This is a genomic window from Polyangium jinanense, assembly GCF_028435365.1.
The window spans coordinates 1-18,026 of sequence record NZ_JAGTJJ010000069.1 but is presented as its reverse complement, the minus strand read 5'-3'; the positions used below and the strand labels follow the sequence as shown (position 1 = coordinate 18,026).

Sequence of the window (18,026 nt, the reverse complement as noted above, 5' to 3'; positions counted from 1 at the left end):
TCCCATGAAGCTCGGCGCCCGCGCCCTCCTCGCAGCAGGCCTCTTCGTGAGCGCCACGCTCGCGCCCCCGCGCGTCCGCGCCGAGGAGCCCACCGCGACCGCCGAGGCGAAAGCCGGCGCCCGCGCCGCCGCCGAGAAGGGCACGAACGCGTTCAAGGAGTCGCGCTACGACGAAGCCGTCGACATGTTCCTGCGCGCCGAGTCGCTCTTCCACGCGCCCACCCACGTGCTCATGCTCGCGCGCTCGTACGTGGCCCTCGGAAAGCTCGTCCTCGCGAAGGAGGCCTACCACTCCATCGTGCGCGAGGAGCTCGCCCCGAAGGCGCCCGCCGCGTTCAAGCTCGCCAAGGTCGACGCGGAAAAAGAGCTCGCCGAGCTCTCCCCGCGGATCCCTTCCCTCCAGGTGAGCACCACGCCCGAGGCGAAAAACGTCGTCGTCACGCTCGACGACAAGCCGCTCCCCGCGGCGCTGATCGGCATCCCGAGCCCGATCGATCCGGGCACGCACGTCCTCCGCGCGACGGCCGAGGGCATGGCGGCGCCCGAGAAGAGCGTGACCGTCAAGGAAGGCGAAAAAGCGGCCGTGGTGCTGGAACTCGCGCCCGTCGCGAGCGCCGGTCCGATCACGCCGGTGCCGCGGCCCTTGGGGCCGACGGGGCCCAGCGAGGGGCGCGAGCAGCCGTCGGGGAAGACGAGCCCGGGGCGGATCGCGGGCGTCGTGCTGATGGGGCTCGGCGTGGCGGGGCTCGGGGCCGGAGGCGTTTTTGGGGGGCTGTCGCTGGCGAAGCGCGCCGAGGCGGACGAGACGTTCGACGCGTGCGGCGTCGGATGCTGGGGTCCGCCGGCGGACGAGGTGCGCGCGCTCGACGACGATGCGAACAAGAAAGGAAACATCGGGATCATCGGCCTCGCCGCGGGCGGGGCATTGACGGTCACGGGCATCGTGCTGTTCGTCGTCTCGAAACGATCGCCCGGGAAGGCGCAGGCGAAGGCCTTCGTGACCCCGTGGATCGCGCCGCAAGGCGGCGGCGTGGTCGGTCGCTTTTAGGTTTTACGGGGCGAACCCGGCTCAGTACCCGTAGTCCGTGACGATCTTCTTCGTCACGCTCTTCTTCGTGGACGACCCTTGCATCGGCGCGCCAGGCGCGGCGCTCGACGTCGCGGGTTTGCCCCCGACGTCGGCCGAGGACGCGGCGGAGGCGCTCGGCGGAGGCGCGGGCGTGGCCATCGAGGCCGAGGGAGCCGGCGCGGTCTTTTCGGGCTCGGGCGTGGGTGCAGGCGCGGCGGCGACGCTCGGCGGGAGCTCGGGCGCCACGGCTTTGCTGCGCAGCAGCATGTACGCGGCCACGGCCGACACGACGACCACGGCCGCCAGACCCACCGCGACGATCCCTCCCTTGCGTTTGCCCGCGGGCACCGAGGCGCGCTCGCTCTGCGCCCAGGTTTGCCGCGTCTGCGAGGCGCTGTTCGGCGACGAACCCGGGTCGGAGGGGCTGCTCGGCGGACTTACGACGGCCGAGGCGCCGAGCGGCGTCGAGACCGGCGGAGGCTCGGGCGTGAACACGAAGGAGAGAGGCGACGGCGGCAAGGACAGCTCGGAGATCGAGGCGAGCGGCGAACGCTTGAGCTGCCCGGCCGCGCGTTTCTCCTCCCAGGCGACGAGCGCGGCGCGGAACTCACCGGCGTTCTGGAAACGCGCGGCCGGGTCGCGGTTCATGCCTTTGACCACGATGCCGCAGATCTCGTCGTCGAGCATCGGGCTCACGGACTTCGGGTGCGGCTGCGGCTCGAAGACGATCTTGAACATCAGCTCGGCGAACGTCTCGCCGCGGAAGGGCACCTGGCCCGTGAGCATCTCGTAGAGCATCACGGTGATGGAGTAGAGATCGCTGCGCGCATCGACCGAGCTCGCGGCGCGGGCCTGCTCGGGGCTCATGTAGAAGGGCGTGCCCATCACGACGCCCGTGCGCGTGTGCTGCTCGGCTTCGCCGGACATGCCCGAGAACTTCGAGATGCCGAAGTCGAGGATCTTCACCCAGTCGTCGTATCCAGCCCGTTTCTTCTGGAGGAAGACGTTGTCGGGCTTGAGGTCGCGATGGATGATGCCCGCGGCGTGCGCGGCCTCGAGGCCGTCGAGGATCTGCCGGAAGAGCTCGACGATCTTGTCGATCGAGATCCGCCCGCGCTTGGCGCGCTCCTTCAGCGTCTCGCCCTCGAGCAGCTCCATCACCATGAAGCGATCGCCCGCCTCGGTGGTGCCCATGTCGAGGACCTCGACGATGTGATCGGAGCCGATCTGCCCGGCCGCCTGGGCCTCGCGTTCGAAGCGCATGAGCGCGTCGCCGTGTAGCTCCGTCGCGGCGCGTGAGAGCACCTTGATGGCGACCTGGCGCTTCACCCGGAGGTTCTCGGCGACGTACACGACGCCCATCCCGCCGCGCCCGAGCATGCGGACGATGCGGTATTTCTCGTCGAGGATCGCGCCTTCTTCGAGCTTCATCGCGCTCCGCCGGAGGGGGCTATCCCGACCACGCACGTGCCCGCCGAGCAGACGTAGCCGGTCACGCAATCCGCGGGCACCGCGCAGGTCGTCTTGCAGGACGTCGTGCCGCAGACGTAGGGACTACAGGACTTCGTGCCGCTGTCGACACACATGCCGGACCCGCTACACATGTCGACCGTGCTCTCGACGCCGTTCGTGCAGCTCGCCGCGACGCACACCGTGCTCGACGTGTAGAGCTGGCAAGCACCGGCGGCGCAGAAACCGGTCGTGCCGCAGGTCGAAGCCGCCGCGGCGGCGCACTCGTTGTCCGGATCGGTGCCGGTCGTGATGCTGCCGCAGACGCCGTTGGTGCCGCCTTTTTTCGCCGTCGAGCACGCCTGGCAGAGGCCCGTGCACGCGGTGGAGCAGCAGACGCCGTCGACGCAGTAGCCGCTCGCGCACTCGTTCGCGGCGGCGCACGTCGAGCCCGTGTTCTTCTTCGCGATACAGCCTTGCGCTCCCGCGCAGTAGAACGTCGAGACGCAGTCCGCGTCGGCGGCGCACGTGACCTTGCAAGAGGCCATGCTGCAGGCGTAGGGAGAGCAGTTCGTCGTGCCGCCGTCGATGCACGCGCCCATGCCGTTGCACGTGTCGGCCTTCACGAACGTCGAGCCCATGCACGACGCCGCGACGCACGCGGTGCCCGCGGGGTAGAGCTGGCAGCTCCCCGTGCCGCTGCAGAAGCCGTTCGTCCCGCACGTCACCACGCTCTGCTCGCTGCACTCGCTATCCGGATCGGTGCCGACCAGGATCACGCCGCACGTGCCGTCGGTCGTGCCGCCGCCCTTCTTCGTTTTCGAGCAAGCCTGGCAGAGGCCGGAGCAGGTCGTGTCGCAGCAGACGCCGTCGACGCAGAAGCCACTCTGGCACTCGTTCGCCTGCGTGCAGACCGCGCCGAGGGGCTTTTTCGTGCCGCAGACGCCGTTCACGCAGGCGCTGCCCGCCGTGCAGTCGCTGTCGCCCACGCACGCCTGCTTGCAGCTCCCTCCGCCGCAGACGTAGGGCGCGCAGGCCTTCGTGCCGCCGTCGACGCACGCGCCCATGCCGTTGCAGGTGTCGGCGTTCGTCTGCGTCCCGCCCGTGCAGCTCGATCCGACGCAGACCGTGCCCGCGGCGTAGAGCTGGCAGGCGCCCGCGCCGTTGCAGACGCCGTTCGTCCCGCACGAGGGCGCGCCTTCATCGAGGCACTCGCTGTCCGGATCGGTCCCGGCCGCGATGGATCCGCAGACACCGTTCGCGCCCGAGCCCTTCTTCAACGTCGAGCACGCCTGGCAAGCACTGCCGCAGGCCGAGTTGCAGCAGACGCCGTCGACGCAGAAGCCGCTCGCGCACTCGTTCGCGCCCCCGCAGCTCGCGCCCTGCATCTTCTTCGGCAGGCACGCGCCCAGAGCGCAGTACTGGCCCGTCGCGCACTGGAGATCGAACGCGCACATCGAGGCGCAGACGTCGCCGCTGCACGCGTACGGCGCGCAGCTCGCGGTGCCCATGTCGACGCAGCTCCCCACGCCGTCGCAGGTATCGGGGTTCGTCTGCACGCCGGCCGCGCAGCCGCCCGGCGCGCAGATCGTGCCCGCCGGGTAGTGACGGCAGGCGCTCTCCCCGTCACACGTGCCGTCGGTCCCGCACGAGCCCGCGCCCTGATCGGGGCAATCGCCATGCGGATCGGTGCCTCCGAGCGACGCCGCGCATGTGCCGTTCGCGCCGCCCGTGAGCGCCGCGCTGCACGCCTCGCACACGCCGTCGCAGGCCTTGTCGCAGCAGATGCCGTCCGCGCAAAAGCCGCTCTGGCACTGGTTCGACTTGGTCGTCTGGCACGCCTCGCCGACGGCCTTCTTGTCGAGGCATTCGCCGGTGGCGTTGTCGCAGTATTTTCCAGCAGCGCAGTCGCCGTCGTTGCCACAGTCGCTCGCGCAGACGTTGCCCTTGCAGGCGTGCGGCGCGCAATCGACCGTGCCCGTGTCCACGCACGCCCCTTGGCCGTCGCAGGTCTTCGCGAGCGTTTTGGTTTGTCCGTCGCAGGTCTGCGCCGCGCACTCGGTCCCGAGCACGTAGAGCGCGCACGCGCGGCTCCCGTCGCACGAGCCATTGCGCCCGCAGGACTCCGCGCCGTCGTCGGGGCACTCGCTCTCGGGATCGATGTCCGCGAGCACGGGCGCGCACATGCCGTTCGGCTGGCCCGTGTGCGCCGCGCTGCACGCCTCGCACGTCCCGGTGCACGCGGCGTCGCAGCAGACGTTGTCCACGCAGAAGCCGGATCCACACGCGAGGTCGTCGCTGCAAGGCTCGCCGATCGCGCCGCCGCCTTCGCCGCCTACGCCGCCGGCGCCGCCCTGCCCTGCCGCGCCGCCCTCGCCCGCGTCGGGAGGCCCCTTGCCGTACGGCCGGTCAGGCGAGACGCACCCGTACGTGAGCAGCAGGACGGACAGCCAAACGCTCACGATCGTCCACGCCTGCGCCCGTCGCGCGATGAGCGAGCGGCGCTTTGGGCGAGGCCCGAGGGCCGAGCCGGAGACGTGGACGGACATCCTGGGCATCCTACGAGCAGATGCCTTTCGCTCGCAAGACACGAAGGCGCGCCGCGACTTGCATTCGTGAGGGGCTCGGCGGATGCTCGCCCCTGATGTCGACGCTCCCCCTCGCTACGCCCCGGAAAACGCCTCTCCTCCGTCGCCGAGCGACGATCGTGCTCCTCGGGCTCCTCGGCCTCGCCGGGTGCGGCGGCCCGGAGGCCGGCGCGCAGCCGGAGGGCTGGGATTCCGCGGTCGCGATGCGCCCGGCGGTGGACAAGAACGCCGACCCGCGGACCTTCGAGATGGACCTCGAAGCACGCATCGAGGAGCTCGAGCTGCGCGCCGGCACGAAGACGCCCGCGTGGACGTACGACGGCAGCATCCCGGGGCCGTTCATCCGGGCGACCGTCGGCGATCGGCTGATCGTGCATTTCCGTAACGCGCTGCCCGAGCCGACGACGATCCACTGGCACGGATTACGCATCCCGGCGGCGATGGACGGGGCGGCGGGGCACAGCCAGCCGGAGATCCAGCCGGGCGAGACGTTCACCTACGATTTCGTCCTGCCCGACGCGGGATTGTACTGGTACCACCCGCACGTGCATTCGGCCGCGCAGCTCGGCTTCGGCCTCTACGGCGCGCTGCTCGTCGACGCTCCCGACGAACCCGCGGACATCGGCGACGAGCTCGTGCTCGTGCTCTCGGACATCGCGATCAAAGACGACGGCTCGCTCCAGGATCCGCAGACGGGCCTCGATTTCGGCACGCTCTTCGGGCGCGAGGGGGATCTCTTGCTCGTGAATGGGAAGAAGAACCCGGTAATCCAGGCGCGCGCCGGCCGGAGGCAACGCTGGCGGATCGTGAACGCCGCAAAGAGCCGGTATTTCCAGCTCGCGATGAAGGAGCACACCTTCACGCGTTTCGGCGGCGACGGCGGCTTCATGGAAAAACCCGTGGAGTCCGCGGCGATCGTGCTCACGCCTGGCGAGCGCGCCGACGTGATGGTCGTGCCCCGCGGCGCGCCCGGATCGACGCTCTCGGTGCGCTGGGTGCCCTACGATCGCGGCTACGGAACGACGTTCAATCGGCCCGAGGAAGAGGTCTTTCGTGTGCGCCTCTCGGACGAGGCCGAGGTCACGGAAACGCCGCGGCCGAAGACGGATCGCGTGATCACACCGCTGGATCTCGCGGGCGCCACGCCCATCGCGCTGGAGCTCACGCAAGGCGAGATCGACGGCAAGATGGTGATGGGCATCAACGGCGTGCCCTCGTGGGAGGCCGCGCCCATCCCGGCGACGGTCGGCGAGACGCAGGTGTGGACCGTGAAAAACACGATGGATTTCGCCCACCCGTTCCATTTGCACGGCTTCTTCTTCCAGCCGCTCGACGAGTCGCTCGCCCCGCTCCACCCGATGGAGTGGAAAGACACGGTCAACGTGCCCGTCGACGGAACGGGCCGTTTCGCCGTGCGATACGATGATCGGCCGGGGATGTGGATGTTCCATTGCCACATACTCGATCACGCCGACGCCGGCATGATGGGCGTGCTCGATCTGCAAGGCGGATCCGGGCATTCCGCGCACTGACGGATCGGCCTCCAGGGGACTTCGCGGCCTTGCGGGCGCGGCCGGCGGGAAGGCCGCCGAGGGACGGCGCGAGATGCTCGCGCGCGCCAACGAGGTACGCGTCCGCGTTTTCAATCTGGTTCTCCGCGCCCAGCGCTTCGAGTTCGATCTCGCTCGGCTCTCCGTCGGAAGTCCCCAGGCAGGGCGAGCCGATGAACGGCGGCGAGGAGGGAGAAGACGTCCCCGCGCAGCCCGCACGCGTCGAAGCAGCGGGCCCGGACCGTGCCGCCCTGTCATGACGCGCACCGTCACCCTTGACTTCGCCGGGCGAAGGAGCGAGGTGTGCAGGATGCACGCTCCCATTGCCCAGGACAAACGCTCCCTCGCGTGCCGGCTTTCCGGCGCTCTCCTCGCGATCGCCGTGCTCGTCGGCCCCGCCTCCGCGGCCGCGGACTTGATCGGACCGGCGGAAGAGGCCTGTCAAAACAAGGCCGCCGGTGATGCGTGCGCCGAGCCCGCAGGCGCGGCCGGCACGTGCGTCGCCTCCGAGGCCCTCGGGGGGCGGCAGCGGCTCCGCTGCGTGGCGGGCGCGAATGCCCCGACGGGGGCGAAGACCGCGACCCCGCAGCCCGCCGACGCAAAAACGCCGGCGCCTACGCCGTCCGCCGCGACCGCGTCCGTGGCCGAGAAAAAGGGCTGCTCCGTGTCCGCCGCGGGAAGCTCGAACGAAGGCGCGCCGCTCGGGATCACCGTCGCCCTGGCCGCGCTCGCCCTTTGCCGAGCGAAGCGCCGCGCGCGGCCCGCGGGGTGAGGGAGCCTCCACGACCTCGTCGACGTCCTCCACGACATCGTCGACCCCCTCCACGACTTCGTCGCCGACCTCCACGACTTCGTCGCCGACCTCCGCGACATCATCGACGCCCTCCAGGACATCGTCGACGCCCTCTAGGACATCGTCGACGCCCTCCAGGACATCATCGACGCCCTCCAGGACATCATCGACGCCCTCCAGGACATCGTCGACGGCCTCGGCGACCTCGTCGACGCCCTCGGCGACCTCGTCGACGGCCTACGCGACATCGTCGACACCCGACGACGACATCGTCGACACCCGACGACGACATCGTCGACACCCGACGACGACTTCGTCGACACCCGACGACGACTTCGTCAACGAAAACGGGGACCTCTACCTAAGAGGGTGTTCCACAGGCATCCGGACCTCACCCACCCCAACCCTCCCTCTCCACACAGTGGAGAGGGAGGGAATTTCCGGCTCGATCCAGAGTCATTCCCCCTCTCCGCCGCGCGGAGAGGGGGTTGGGGGGTGAGGTTCTCTGGGGCCGACGACGCCTGTGGAACCCCTCTGAGCCGCTGGCACGTCCAAGCGTGGTAAGCTCCACGCCGATGCGCGGACCTCGCTCCCCTCGGATGATGGGCGTGCTCGATCTGCAAGGCGGATCCGGCGCGGGTCCCTGAGATGCGCCGCGCGGGCATGTCGCTCCCGGAGCTCGCCGCGTTCGAGGCCGCGCGGGCGCAGGGTTTTTCCGAGGCCGCCATCGTCACGGCCCAGGGACTCGACCGGAACAAACTCCGGGCCGCGCTCGCCCAATGGAAAATCACGCTCGCCGGGGATACGGCCCTCCGCGCCACATACGAGGTCGAGCTCGCGCAGGCCGAGGATCGCCTCACGCGGCGCGTCCCCCCGCTCGACGAGAACCTCGAGGCCTGGGTGGCCTTCCTCGCCGTGTACGCCGCCCATCCTGCGCCCTTCGTGCTCCTCCGCGACCTCGGCCTCGCCCTGCCCGATCTCTCGCGCCTCGGCCGCCTCTGGGCGCGCCGCCTCGACGCCGCGCCCGCGCTCCGTGACCGCGCCGCGCGCCTCACCGCCGAGACCCCTCCGCGCGCCCTGCCCGCCATCCGACCGGCCGAGCCCGTGCTCGTCCCCCCGAAGCTCGCGCGTTCCGAGCCCCCCGCCCGAGCCTCCGCCACGCCTCCCCGCGCCGAGCCCGAGCCACGCCTGCCGCCGCCTCTGCTCACGCTCGAACAACACGCGTCCTTGACCGTCGAGCTCGCGATGGCTCCGGACAAACGGCCCGAGATCCTCGCGCGGTATCGCCTCACGCCGGAGCAGACATTCGAGCTCGATCGGCACTACGAGCGCCTCGTCCAGACGGACGCGTCGAAGCACGCCGCCTGGCACGCGGCCTATCGCGCCTACCACGCCTGGCTCGTTTCCACAGGCCCGCGGCCTTGAGCTTGTGCCCCTGGCGTCTCCTCGTGGATGATGGCTCGCACCGATGCGCAGCCGCCCCGACGTCACCGTCTACCTCGACCCGGCCGAGCCGAGCGCCGGCGAGAGACTCCGCGTCCACGTTCACCTGAAAGCCAAGACCGAGACGCCCTTCGACGCGATCGACGTCGAGCTCGTGGGCCGCGAGTCGCGTTATCGGCGCACGTCCTCCAACGGAAAAACCTCCACCCGCAAATACCATCGCCGCGAGATCGTGCGGCTCGGGAAGCGTTTCCCCGCGGGCGTCCTCCAGCCGGGGACCTGGGAGCAGGCGATCGATTTCCCCCTCCCGCCGGACCTCCCGCCCACCTATCGCAGCGGATACACCACGATCGAGTACGAGCTCTCGGTCCACGTCCACATCCCGTGGTGGCCCGATCGCCACGAGGCCTACGTCATCCCGATACGCGTGCCGACCACGAGCGCCGCGCCCCCAGAGCCGCGCGTGTTCACGAGCCAGGCAGGCGAGCACCGCGGTGAGGACCCGGTGATCGAGCTCTCCGTCGAGGATCAACGCTTGCCCCTCCTGGGCACCCTCGCGGGCGCCGTCGCGTTCACGGGCCTCGGGGATCGGAGGCTTCGGCGTGTCGAGCTGGCGACGAGCGTCGTCGAAACCGCGCTCGTCACCAGCAGCGCCGGCCCCGCCGAGATCGATCGACGCACCTGGACGCTCTTCGAAGGCACGCCCGAGGAGGGCGCCTCGATCCCGTTCCGGATCGGCATCCCGCCCGATCTCGTGCCCACGTTCCATTCGCCCTTCATCCGCGTCGATCATGCGCTCGAGGTCACGGCTGTCGTGGCCTTCGGCCGCGATCTCTCCCTGCGCGTGCCCGTCGTCGTCGAGCGCCAGAGAGGCCCGCGCAAGTCCGCGAAGGGCCTGCCGCTCGTCGGCAAACAGCGCCATCTGTCCGTGTGGCGCGCGGTCGCCGATTCGGCCCGGGCCGCGGGCTCCACGGTCGTCGACTTCGACCCCGAGCAGGCCGTGCTCGTCCTCGACGTGCGTGGCATCCGCGTCGAGGTGACCGAGGAGCACCGCGAGGGGCTCGGGCCATGCGTCGTGGCCGAGCTCGCGTTCCCCGCGCTGGGCCTCGATCTGCGCCTCGCCGAGCGGCGATGGACCGATTTCGGCGCGAAGCTGCCCGGCCTCGACAAGCGCCTCGCGAAGCGCTTCACGGTGCAGGCGCGCGAGCCCATGCAGGCGACGAGCTTGCTCGACGCCGAGGTGCGCGAGGCGCTCGACGTCTTCGACGAGGCGGCGCTCGACGACGAGCACGCGGTGGTCGTGCAGAAAGGCGGCGTCTACCAGGTCTCGGGCCTCGAGCGGTTCCTCGCGCGGGCGCAGATGCTCGCGCATCGCCTGGCGAAGGCGATCGCCGCATTGCCCCCGCCCACCGCGCTCGCGCCGTATCTGCCCGCCTTCCAGCAGTTCGCCGAGGAGCGCGGCGCGCGCCTGCGGGTCGGCGATCTCGCGCTCGAGAACTTCTCCCGCGCCGGGATCGTGATGTCGCTCGATCACCGCTGGGAGGAAGATCGTCCAGCCGAGAGCCGGCTCTGGTCGCCGCGGCCCGAGCGTGATCTGCCGGCCTCCTTTCGCGAGACGCTCACGAAGGCCACGGGACGCGAGCCCTTGCTCGAAGAGACCCGCCTCGGCATTCGCTTGCCGCTCGTACAGGACCCCGAGGAGGTGCTCGGCACGGCCGACGCGTTCGCCGCCGCGGTCGCCTCGCTCGCGGGCGCAACAAACCTCGGGCCCTACCGCTGAGCCCGACCGCGCGTCAGGGCGCGGGTGTGGGTGCGGGCGCCGGCGGCCGCGCGGACCGTTCGACGGCCGCGAGCTCGATGCGCCGCAAAAGCTCCACGCTCTGCGCATTTCCGGGCGTGGCGTCGACGAGCTTGCGCGCGTGGTGCTTCGCCTCTTCGAGGATGCCGAAGCGCAGCGTCAGGAGCGCGAGGTTCCGACGCGCGGCCGTGAGGCCTGGATCGGCGCGCAGCGCGGCGAGGTACCGCTCGCGGGCGCGGTTGTAATCGTTCTTCTTGTCCGCGACGATCCCCAGATCGAAGAGCGCCTCCGCGTCGTTCGGCGCTTCCTTGGGGATCGGCGCGAGGACCTTCTCCGCGCCGTCGAGATCGTTCTCGCGGATGAGCAGCGCGCCGAGCAGCACCGCCGCGTCGCGACCGACGCCGCCCTCGTACGCCCGCCGGGCGGGCGCGACGGCCTCCGCCGAAAGGCCTTGCTGATCGAGCGCGAGCGCGAGCGCGTACTCGAGCAGCGGCTCGCTCCCGTCCACGAGCGCCGCGCGCGCGACCTCCTCGGCCCGCTTCCCCTCGCCGTTCGCCGCGAGCGTTGCTGCAAGTGCAGCATGCACGAGCGGATCGGCCGGGCACTGCGTCGCGGCGGCCTGCGCGGCCTCGAGCGCGCGGGGGAGGTCTCGCAGGTGCAGCACGACGAACGCGCGACGCGAGGCGCACGCGCAGCTCGCGGGCTTCAGCGTGAGGCATCGATCGACCACCGCGAGCGCGGCGGCGTGATCACGCGCGCGCGCGTGCGGCTCGATGATCACGTCGAGGGCGCGCCGCGCGTCGCCGTCGCGGAGCACGGTCTGCCACCACATTTGCCGCGTCGAGAAGAGCCACTCGGCCGAAGCGCCGAAGAGCACGAGGCCGAGAGCCACGACGGCGAACGCGACGAGGCGCGCGTTCCTGCGCGGAGCCACGATCGCGGCGCACGCGGCGAGGCCGGTCCAGAGCGGCACGGCCACGAAGAGCACGCCGCGACCGAGCGGCGCGCGGGGGCCGCGGAGGTACGCGCCGACGACGAGGGAAGCGACGACCGAGAGGACGAGCGCGGCGGCGGCGATCCTCGCTTCGGTCGAGCGGACGCGGGCGGCGAGGCGGAGCGCGCCAAAGACCACGGCCGCGAGCACGATGGTCGCTAGAAGCGCGCCCGTGATCGAGCCGGGCGCGGGCTCGGGCGCGAAGAGCGGCGGCGCGATCGCCAAAGCGAAGACGTGCGCCGCGCGCGTGACCGTTTCGACGAGGAGCGAAAGGATGGACACGACGAACGAGGACGCCCGTCGTTCAGTTGGTCACCATGACCCAGCCGTTGATCGCGTCGTTCGAGTTCAGCGCGGTGGACGACACGTTTCGCACGCAGAACCCGACGTTGTACGTTCCTGCCGCGAGGCCCGACACCGTGCCCGCCGCGGCGAACGGCGCGCGCGCCGAGATGCTCGCGGTGATGGTGTACGAGGCCGGGTAGAACGTGATGATCGAGCCTCCTGCGGCCTGGTAACACAGGCCGAAGCCCACCGACGTGGCCGAGCCCGAGCTCGTCCCGAGGATGGCCACGGCCGAGCCCGTGATCCGCTGCCCGGCCCCGACGGTCACGCTGACCGGCGTCGCCGCCCAGGCGAACGCGAGCGAGCTGCCGTTCACGGTGATGCCCGGCGCGTCGAGGCTCGTCGTCGACACGACACCCGTGGCCCCCGTCGCGCCCTTGGGGCCCGTCGCGCCCGTCGGGCCCGTCGGACCTGTCGGGCCCGTATCGCCCGTCGCGCCCTTGGCGCCCGTCGCGCCCGTCGCGCCCTTCGGCCCCTCTGGACCCGTCGCACCGGTCTCGCCCTTCGGCCCCTGTGAACCCGTCGCGCCCGTCGCGCCCGTCGTGCCTTTCGCGCCGGTCGCGCCCGTATCGCCCTTCGGACCCTGCGGACCCGTCGCGCCGACCGGACCTTGCGGACCCTCGGGACCCACGAGCCCCGTCGGATCGCCGACCCACTTGCCCGTCCCGTCGATCACGATCGTCCCGTCGACCCAGACCGACGTCGGGTGGATATCGCCGATCGCGTCCCCGGCGACCATCGCGTACGGCACGCTCTGCACCGGAGCGCGCGGCGTCATCTCGGGATCGTCGCCGACCGTCACGCCGAGATAACGTACCGAGCCGTCGAAGACGTTCTTCTCGAACGGCGTGAGCGTCCCGAGGTTTGCCGAGAAATACCCCTCTTCGAACGTGATGTCGTGCGCCTCGGACCAGATCGGGTCGACCGCCGCGGGATCGGCGTAGAGGGCGAACTTCACCTTGAGCGTGCCATTTACCGGGGCATTGTCGGCGTCGTAGAGCCGCCCCTGGTGGGTGATGGTCTGCGGCACCGCGGCCTCTGCGGCGACGGCGCCGGCAGAGAGCGCGAGAGCGCAGGCCGAAGCCGAGATCAGACGCGTGATCATCCCGTTGCTCATGGCAAGCTCCCGTTCGCTCCAATGAGTCCGCCCTGCATCCGATAGCTGGGCGATGTCGTCTTCGACTGGTTCTGCGTGGGCTGCCCGAGCGTGAAGACCATCTTGTACCTCGGGCTCTTCAGCACGTCGCCGGCGCTCACGGTCTCGTTCCCGGGAGGCCCTGGCGGGACGAGAGGCCTTCCGCCGGCGCCGCCTTCGCCTCCGGTGCCGCCACCGCCACCTGTGCCGGCCGTGGATCCCGGCGTCGTCCCGGGCGCGTCTTCGCCGCACGCCGCGACCATCCCCAAAAGGAGCAGCGCCGAAAGATACAGAGCCCCTTGTTTCATCCGGTTCATGGACGGCCTCGCGGTGGTACGCCTCGGGTCGAGCATTAAACAGCCGTTCAGGCTGGAAATACAAGCGTGATTTTCAGCTAAGCTCCGCCTTCGTGACAGCGTTCATCGCGCCCACGAGGCGGCCATCGATACCCGGACCGGCCCTCGCTGCCGCGGCCTTCCTCCTGCTTGCCACGCGCCCCGCCGCCGCCGACGACGACGCCCCCCGAAAAACCGACGCGCCGGCCGCCGCGAAAAACGACGCGCCTCCCGCTCCGAAGACCTCACCGAATCCCGCCCCCACGAGCGCCCGCAAGGCCCTCGCCGTCGCGGGATCCTTCGTCCCCGGCGCGCTCGTGCATGGCACCGGACACCTCGTCCTCGGCCATACCCGCACCGGCCTCGTGCTCCTCGGCGCCGAGGGCCTCGGGCTCGGGCTCATCGTCGCCGGGCTCGGCGGCGCGGCCGCGACAGGCGCCACCCGCAGGTTCATCGGCCCGATCATCCTCGGCACCGTCACCGGCGCTGCGTTCTTTTTCCTCTCGGCCCTCGCCGACGTCTACGGCGTCCTCGCGCCCGAGGGCGGCACCGGCAGCCCCCCGGTTTATCTTCCCTCGGTCGAAACCCAGCTCGGCGTCACGTTCGTCCACGACCCGAACTTCGCCTACAACGCCTTCCTCACGCCCGGCGCCGATCTCCGCGCGGGCTCGTTTCGCCTCTCGGCGCTCGGCTTCTTCGCGCTCGACGACACGAACGCTCGCACCCGCATCTCCGCCGCGTATCGCTTCTTCGGCCCGCGCCCGAGCGGAAGCGAGCGCGCGCGCGACGGCTCGTACCTCGACGTCGAGTTCGCCTTGACGAACCACAGCTACGGCACCGAGGGGTTTTCCGTCACCACGGGCGAGGTGAACCTCCTCGGCCGGCTCGATCTCGCCCGCGTCGGCCCCACGCTGCGCGGCTCCTTCGCCGAGCTCGGCCTCGGCCTCGCGTATGCCGCGCATCGTTATCCGGGCATCGGGGTCGAGGCGAACGACCTCCTCACCCCGCGCATGGCGTTCGGCATGTACCTCGGCCACAGTGGATATCCGCGCGGCGAGGCCATGGCTTATTACGAGCACCGCCACGACGGCTTCGCCGGCGGGTTCAAGAGCCCCGGCCTCGGCAGCGGCATCGCAGGGCACTTCGGCGCCCAGACCCGGCTCTTCTTCACGCCCCGCTGGGGCGCGTTCTTCGACGTGCAGGGCGGATCGGCGCTCGTCGGCCGCGCCTCGCTCCTCTTTCGGTACGGAGGGAACCCGTGAAGCCCATGCAATCGTTGTTCGCCGCGCTCCTCCTCGCCTCCGCGGCGCCGCTCTTCGCCTCTTGCCTCGACGTCGCCGAGGGCCGGGCCCGCCGAGATCTCGAAGTCGGCCGCGCCTCGCAGGGCGACGTCGGCGTCGAGATCGCCGAAGGCCTCGCGGCCGTTCGCCGCCTCGGCGCCCGCGAGCTTCACCTCTGGGCCTCCGCGCCCACGCTCTCGATCCGCCTGACCACGGGCGCCTCCGGCGGGGGCACGTGGAACGTTCGTATCGAAAACCTCCTCCCCGACGCGGAGCTCGTCGCGGAAACGAAGGCCGGCGCGCCCCTCGCCGTCGAAATCGAAGGCACGCCTTTCCCCACGGAGCGTACGTTCCGCCTCGAGCTCCCGGCGAACGAGGAGATCACGCTCTCCCTCCGCGCGCCCGATCGGGCCTTGCTCACGCCGTGGCGCTTCGCCGTCTTTGCGGACGTCCAGGAGGCCATCGACGGCGTCCAGGACATCTACACGAAGATGAACGCGACGCCCGGGATCCGCTTTGCGCTCATCAGCGGCGATCTCACCTCGCAGGGCACGGTGGAGCAGCTCGAGACCTTCCAGCGCGAGATGAAAGCCCTCGCCTTCCCTTGTTACTCGACGCTTGGCAACCACGAGCTCGGCACGCGGGACGACCTCTACCACGAGTATTTCGGCCGCGGAAACTACACCTTCGATTTCCGCGGGGTGCGCTTCACGCTCCTCGACTCGGCGAGCGCCACGCTCGATCCGCTGGTCTACATGTGGCTCGACGGCTGGCTCGAGGGCAGTCGCGACCGCTTGCACGTCGTCACGATGCACATCGTGCCGATCGATCCGGTCGGCTCACGCAACGGCTCGTTTGCGAGCCGTGCCGAGGCCGACAAACTCCTCTCGCAGCTCGCCCGGGGCGGGGTCGATCTCACGTTTTACGGGCACATCCATTCGTATTACGCCTTCGAGAACGCGGGCATCCCGGCGCACATCACGGGCGGCGGCGGCGCGATCCCGGAGCGGATGGATGGCATCGGCCGGCATTTCCTCACGGTCGACGTCATCCCGCCCGGCGTGATCGAGCAGGTGGCCATCGTTCGCGTCGATTGATCACGCGAACAAAAAGAAAAAGCGCCTACTCGACGGCGGGGGGGGGAACCGGAGCAGGCGCTCGCGGGGGATGAGAGCAACCCGTATACCAACCTCGGGAGCCCCCTGATTCGCGAAGATCCGCGTCGGATCGACCTTCCCACATCGCAATGTTGCAAGGATGCGTTGCATCCGTGCGAGGCGTCCTCGCCCCGGCCAAACATTGGCGATACCGATTACAATTGCGAGCGATGGATAAAAAAAGAGCGCCTACTCGACGGTGGGGGGGGACCGGAGCAGGCGCTCGCCCATCCTTAGGAGCAACCCGCGGGCCAATGGGATCACTTCGCCCTTTCCAATACTTACGTACCCCCTGCCCCCCACACATCTCAATTCTGCAATCACCGGCGATCAATTCTGCAGCCGCAGAACGTGCACGTTATCACAAACCGCAAGATTTCAACGTGATTTTGACGTCCCGCGTTGCGCCGCGTGTGCCCGTTCAGAGCGGATACGGCAAGGTCGCGCCGAGCACCGTCACGAGGATCAGCACAATGGGGAGCAGGACGAGGAATACGATGAACGTGTAGCCCATCACGTCGCGCGCCCGCAGCCCAAACAGGCCGAGGATCGGCAGCATCCAGAACGGCTGCACCAGGTTCGCCAGCGCCTCGCCGAGATCGTAGACGGCCACCATCCACCCGAGGTGCACCTTCAGATCATGCGCCGCCTGCATCACGTACGGCGCCTCGATCACCCATTTCGACCCCCCACTCGGCACGAAGACCCCGAGCACCGCCGAGTACACCGCCACGATCGCGGGATACGTCCGGGGCGTCGAAAGCCCCACGAAAAACCCCGCGATTGCCTCATTGAGGTGCGTCTTGACGATCAGCGCCGCGATCCCCGCGTAAAACGGGAACTGCAGGATCACGCCCCACACGCCCGGCGTCGCCTCCTTCACCGCGCGCATCAGCCGCGCCGGCGTCCCATGCAGGAGCACCCCGAGCGTCAGGAAGATCAGGTTCACCGTGTTGAGGTTCAGCGCATTGAGCCCCTGCCCGCTCGACGCGAAGTACCCCACGAGGTACGCGCCCGAAAGAAGCACGAAAAGCACGCTCGGGATGGGCGAATGTTCGAGCCACTCCCCCGGCGTCGCCTTCCGCGGCGGCTCGTCAGCTTCGAGCGGCGAACGCCCGAGATCGATCCCGAGGTCCGAAGCACTCCGCGCCCGCGCAGCCGAAGGCGCGTAGAGGTACACGAGCGCCGTCACGATCACGATCTCGACCACGACGGACACGAGGCTCTGCCACAGGAAAATCGTGCTCGACAGCGGAATCACGCCGCCCGGCACTTTCCCGCCCGCCTCGACGATCGCGCGTGTCGCCGGCTGCATCGCGCTCGGCGTCGCCATCTGCAGGGCCGCGCTCCCGCTGAGCCCCTGCGCCCAGATGCTCCCGAGCCCGAGGAACGCGCTCGCAGCAACGGCGCGATAATCGACGCCGCGCACGCGTCGCGCCGTCTCCTTCGCGAGCATCGCGCTGAAGATCAGCGAAAACCCCCAGTTGAGCCACGACGACAGCATCGCGAAGAGCGCAACCCACGCGATCGCGACCTGCGGCGAGCGCGGGACGGAGGCGAGCGCGCGGATCAGCCGGTAGACCGGCCGCGTCGTCGCGACGACGTACCCCGTGATGATGACGAGCGCCATCTGCAGCGTGAACGGGATGAGCTCCCAGAACCCGCCGCCCCAGATCGCCGCGACCTCGGCAGCCGCACTCGCCGCGCCCCGCTTCTGCGACAAGCTCACCCACGCAACGATCACGACGAGGAACGTGGCCACGAGCGCGAACACGAACGCATCGGGGATCCACCGCTCGGCCCACGCCGTGAACCGCGCCGCAACCCGCTCGAGCGCGCCCGCGGGCGGATCGTCGTCGGACGGCAGGGGAGCTTTGGGCTTGTCGAGAGAGCTCGGCAGCTCGGCACCGGACATGCGGCGGAGGGTACTCGCCTCGCGCGTGGCTGTCGCGTCTGGACCTCCTTCACCGCCCCATCTGAGCATGGGTCTCATCGGGGAGGCGCTGAGCTGGGGCGTTGCCCCAGGCCCCACCAGGGGCTGTCCGCCCCTGGACCCGGACCAGCGCAAGCGCTGGACCCGGGGTCGATGA

13 protein-coding genes are annotated in these 18,026 nt (G+C 70.1%); 7 read left to right on the top strand and 6 right to left on the bottom strand.

The window, feature by feature from the left end; translation table 11 throughout:
- Positions 1–4: 4 nt before the first annotated feature.
- On the top strand, positions 5–1,048 hold the full coding sequence (locus KEG57_RS47890) for a peptidase associated/transthyretin-like domain-containing protein (protein WP_272423617.1): 1,044 nt from the start codon (positions 5–7) through the stop codon (positions 1,046–1,048).
- Between the two features lie 21 nt (positions 1,049–1,069).
- Here the strand turns inward: KEG57_RS47890 and KEG57_RS47885 are convergent, their stop codons facing one another.
- Positions 1,070–2,500, bottom strand: coding sequence for a serine/threonine-protein kinase (locus tag KEG57_RS47885; protein ID WP_272423618.1), 1,431 nt, complete (start codon positions 2,498–2,500; stop codon positions 1,070–1,072).
- Positions 2,497–5,067, bottom strand: a complete 2,571-nt coding sequence (locus KEG57_RS47880; protein ID WP_272423619.1) for a hypothetical protein — start codon at positions 5,065–5,067, stop codon at positions 2,497–2,499. The genes KEG57_RS47885 and KEG57_RS47880 overlap by 4 nt, the downstream gene beginning before the upstream one ends.
- Positions 5,068–5,162: 95 nt before the next feature.
- Between KEG57_RS47880 and KEG57_RS47875 the strand changes: the two genes are divergently transcribed.
- The 4 genes from KEG57_RS47875 to KEG57_RS47860 all read left to right on the top strand — a co-directional run bounded on the left by KEG57_RS47875 (position 5,163) and on the right by KEG57_RS47860 (position 10,672).
- Entirely contained in the window at positions 5,163–6,638 is a 1,476-nt protein-coding gene (locus tag KEG57_RS47875) for a multicopper oxidase family protein (protein ID WP_272423620.1), read from the top strand.
- Between the two features lie 328 nt (positions 6,639–6,966).
- The gene (locus tag KEG57_RS47870; RefSeq protein ID WP_272423621.1) at positions 6,967–7,428 is read left to right on the top strand and encodes a hypothetical protein; all 462 of its coding nucleotides are present in this window, start codon (positions 6,967–6,969) and stop codon (positions 7,426–7,428) included.
- A 684-nt stretch (positions 7,429–8,112) separates the two neighbouring features.
- Positions 8,113–8,874, top strand: a complete 762-nt coding sequence (locus KEG57_RS47865) for a hypothetical protein (RefSeq protein ID WP_272459767.1) — start codon at positions 8,113–8,115, stop codon at positions 8,872–8,874.
- Positions 8,875–8,917: 43 nt separating this feature from the next.
- Positions 8,918–10,672, top strand: coding sequence for a hypothetical protein (locus KEG57_RS47860; protein ID WP_272423623.1), 1,755 nt, complete (start codon positions 8,918–8,920; stop codon positions 10,670–10,672).
- A 13-nt stretch (positions 10,673–10,685) separates the two neighbouring features.
- Here KEG57_RS47860 and KEG57_RS47855 read toward each other — a convergent pair whose 3' ends face one another.
- Genes KEG57_RS47855 through KEG57_RS47845 form a run of 3 tightly spaced genes read right to left on the bottom strand, consistent with a single transcriptional unit; the run spans position 10,686 to position 13,481 of the window.
- On the bottom strand, positions 10,686–11,966 hold the full coding sequence (locus KEG57_RS47855) for a hypothetical protein (RefSeq protein ID WP_272423624.1): 1,281 nt from the start codon (positions 11,964–11,966) through the stop codon (positions 10,686–10,688).
- Between the two features lie 22 nt (positions 11,967–11,988).
- Positions 11,989–13,146 (bottom strand): DUF8740 domain-containing protein, encoded by a 1,158-nt coding sequence (locus KEG57_RS47850; protein WP_272423625.1) that lies wholly within the window; start codon positions 13,144–13,146, stop codon positions 11,989–11,991.
- A complete protein-coding gene (locus tag KEG57_RS47845; protein ID WP_272423626.1) occupies positions 13,143–13,481 on the bottom strand; it encodes a hypothetical protein in 339 nt (112 codons plus the stop codon). Before KEG57_RS47845 ends, KEG57_RS47850 begins: the two co-directional genes overlap by 4 nt.
- Positions 13,482–13,573: 92 nt before the next feature.
- Between KEG57_RS47845 and KEG57_RS47840 the strand changes: the two genes are divergently transcribed.
- Positions 13,574–14,761 carry a hypothetical protein gene (locus KEG57_RS47840; protein ID WP_272423627.1) on the top strand — a complete coding sequence of 396 codons (1,188 nt, stop codon included), beginning with the start codon at positions 13,574–13,576 and terminating at the stop codon, positions 14,759–14,761.
- Between the two features lie 5 nt (positions 14,762–14,766).
- Positions 14,767–15,876, top strand: a complete 1,110-nt coding sequence (locus KEG57_RS47835; RefSeq protein ID WP_272423774.1) for a metallophosphoesterase family protein — start codon at positions 14,767–14,769, stop codon at positions 15,874–15,876.
- A 481-nt stretch (positions 15,877–16,357) separates the two neighbouring features.
- On the opposite strand, the gene KEG57_RS47830 is transcribed toward KEG57_RS47835, so the two are convergent.
- On the bottom strand, positions 16,358–17,851 hold the full coding sequence (locus tag KEG57_RS47830) for a short-chain fatty acid transporter (RefSeq protein WP_272423628.1): 1,494 nt from the start codon (positions 17,849–17,851) through the stop codon (positions 16,358–16,360).
- Between the last annotated feature and the right edge of the window lie 175 nt (positions 17,852–18,026).

What these genes read in the sequence shown, in the direction of transcription:
- KEG57_RS47890 (WP_272423617.1), top strand. Translation starts at nt 5, where the DNA reads ATGAAGCTCGGCGCCCGCGCCCTCCTCGCAGCAGGCCTCTTCGTGAGC.
- KEG57_RS47885 (WP_272423618.1), bottom strand. Translation starts at nt 2,500, where the DNA reads ATGAAGCTCGAAGAAGGCGCGATCCTCGACGAGAAATACCGCATCGTC.
- KEG57_RS47880 (WP_272423619.1), bottom strand. Translation starts at nt 5,067, where the DNA reads ATGTCCGTCCACGTCTCCGGCTCGGCCCTCGGGCCTCGCCCAAAGCGC.
- KEG57_RS47875 (WP_272423620.1), top strand. Translation starts at nt 5,163, where the DNA reads ATGTCGACGCTCCCCCTCGCTACGCCCCGGAAAACGCCTCTCCTCCGT.
- KEG57_RS47870 (WP_272423621.1), top strand. Translation starts at nt 6,967, where the DNA reads ATGCACGCTCCCATTGCCCAGGACAAACGCTCCCTCGCGTGCCGGCTT.
- KEG57_RS47865 (WP_272459767.1), top strand. Translation starts at nt 8,113, where the DNA reads ATGTCGCTCCCGGAGCTCGCCGCGTTCGAGGCCGCGCGGGCGCAGGGT.
- KEG57_RS47860 (WP_272423623.1), top strand. Translation starts at nt 8,918, where the DNA reads ATGCGCAGCCGCCCCGACGTCACCGTCTACCTCGACCCGGCCGAGCCG.
- KEG57_RS47850 (WP_272423625.1), bottom strand. Translation starts at nt 13,146, where the DNA reads ATGAGCAACGGGATGATCACGCGTCTGATCTCGGCTTCGGCCTGCGCT.
- KEG57_RS47845 (WP_272423626.1), bottom strand. Translation starts at nt 13,481, where the DNA reads ATGAACCGGATGAAACAAGGGGCTCTGTATCTTTCGGCGCTGCTCCTT.
- KEG57_RS47835 (WP_272423774.1), top strand. Translation starts at nt 14,767, where the DNA reads ATGCAATCGTTGTTCGCCGCGCTCCTCCTCGCCTCCGCGGCGCCGCTC.
- KEG57_RS47830 (WP_272423628.1), bottom strand. Translation starts at nt 17,851, where the DNA reads ATGTCCGGTGCCGAGCTGCCGAGCTCTCTCGACAAGCCCAAAGCTCCC.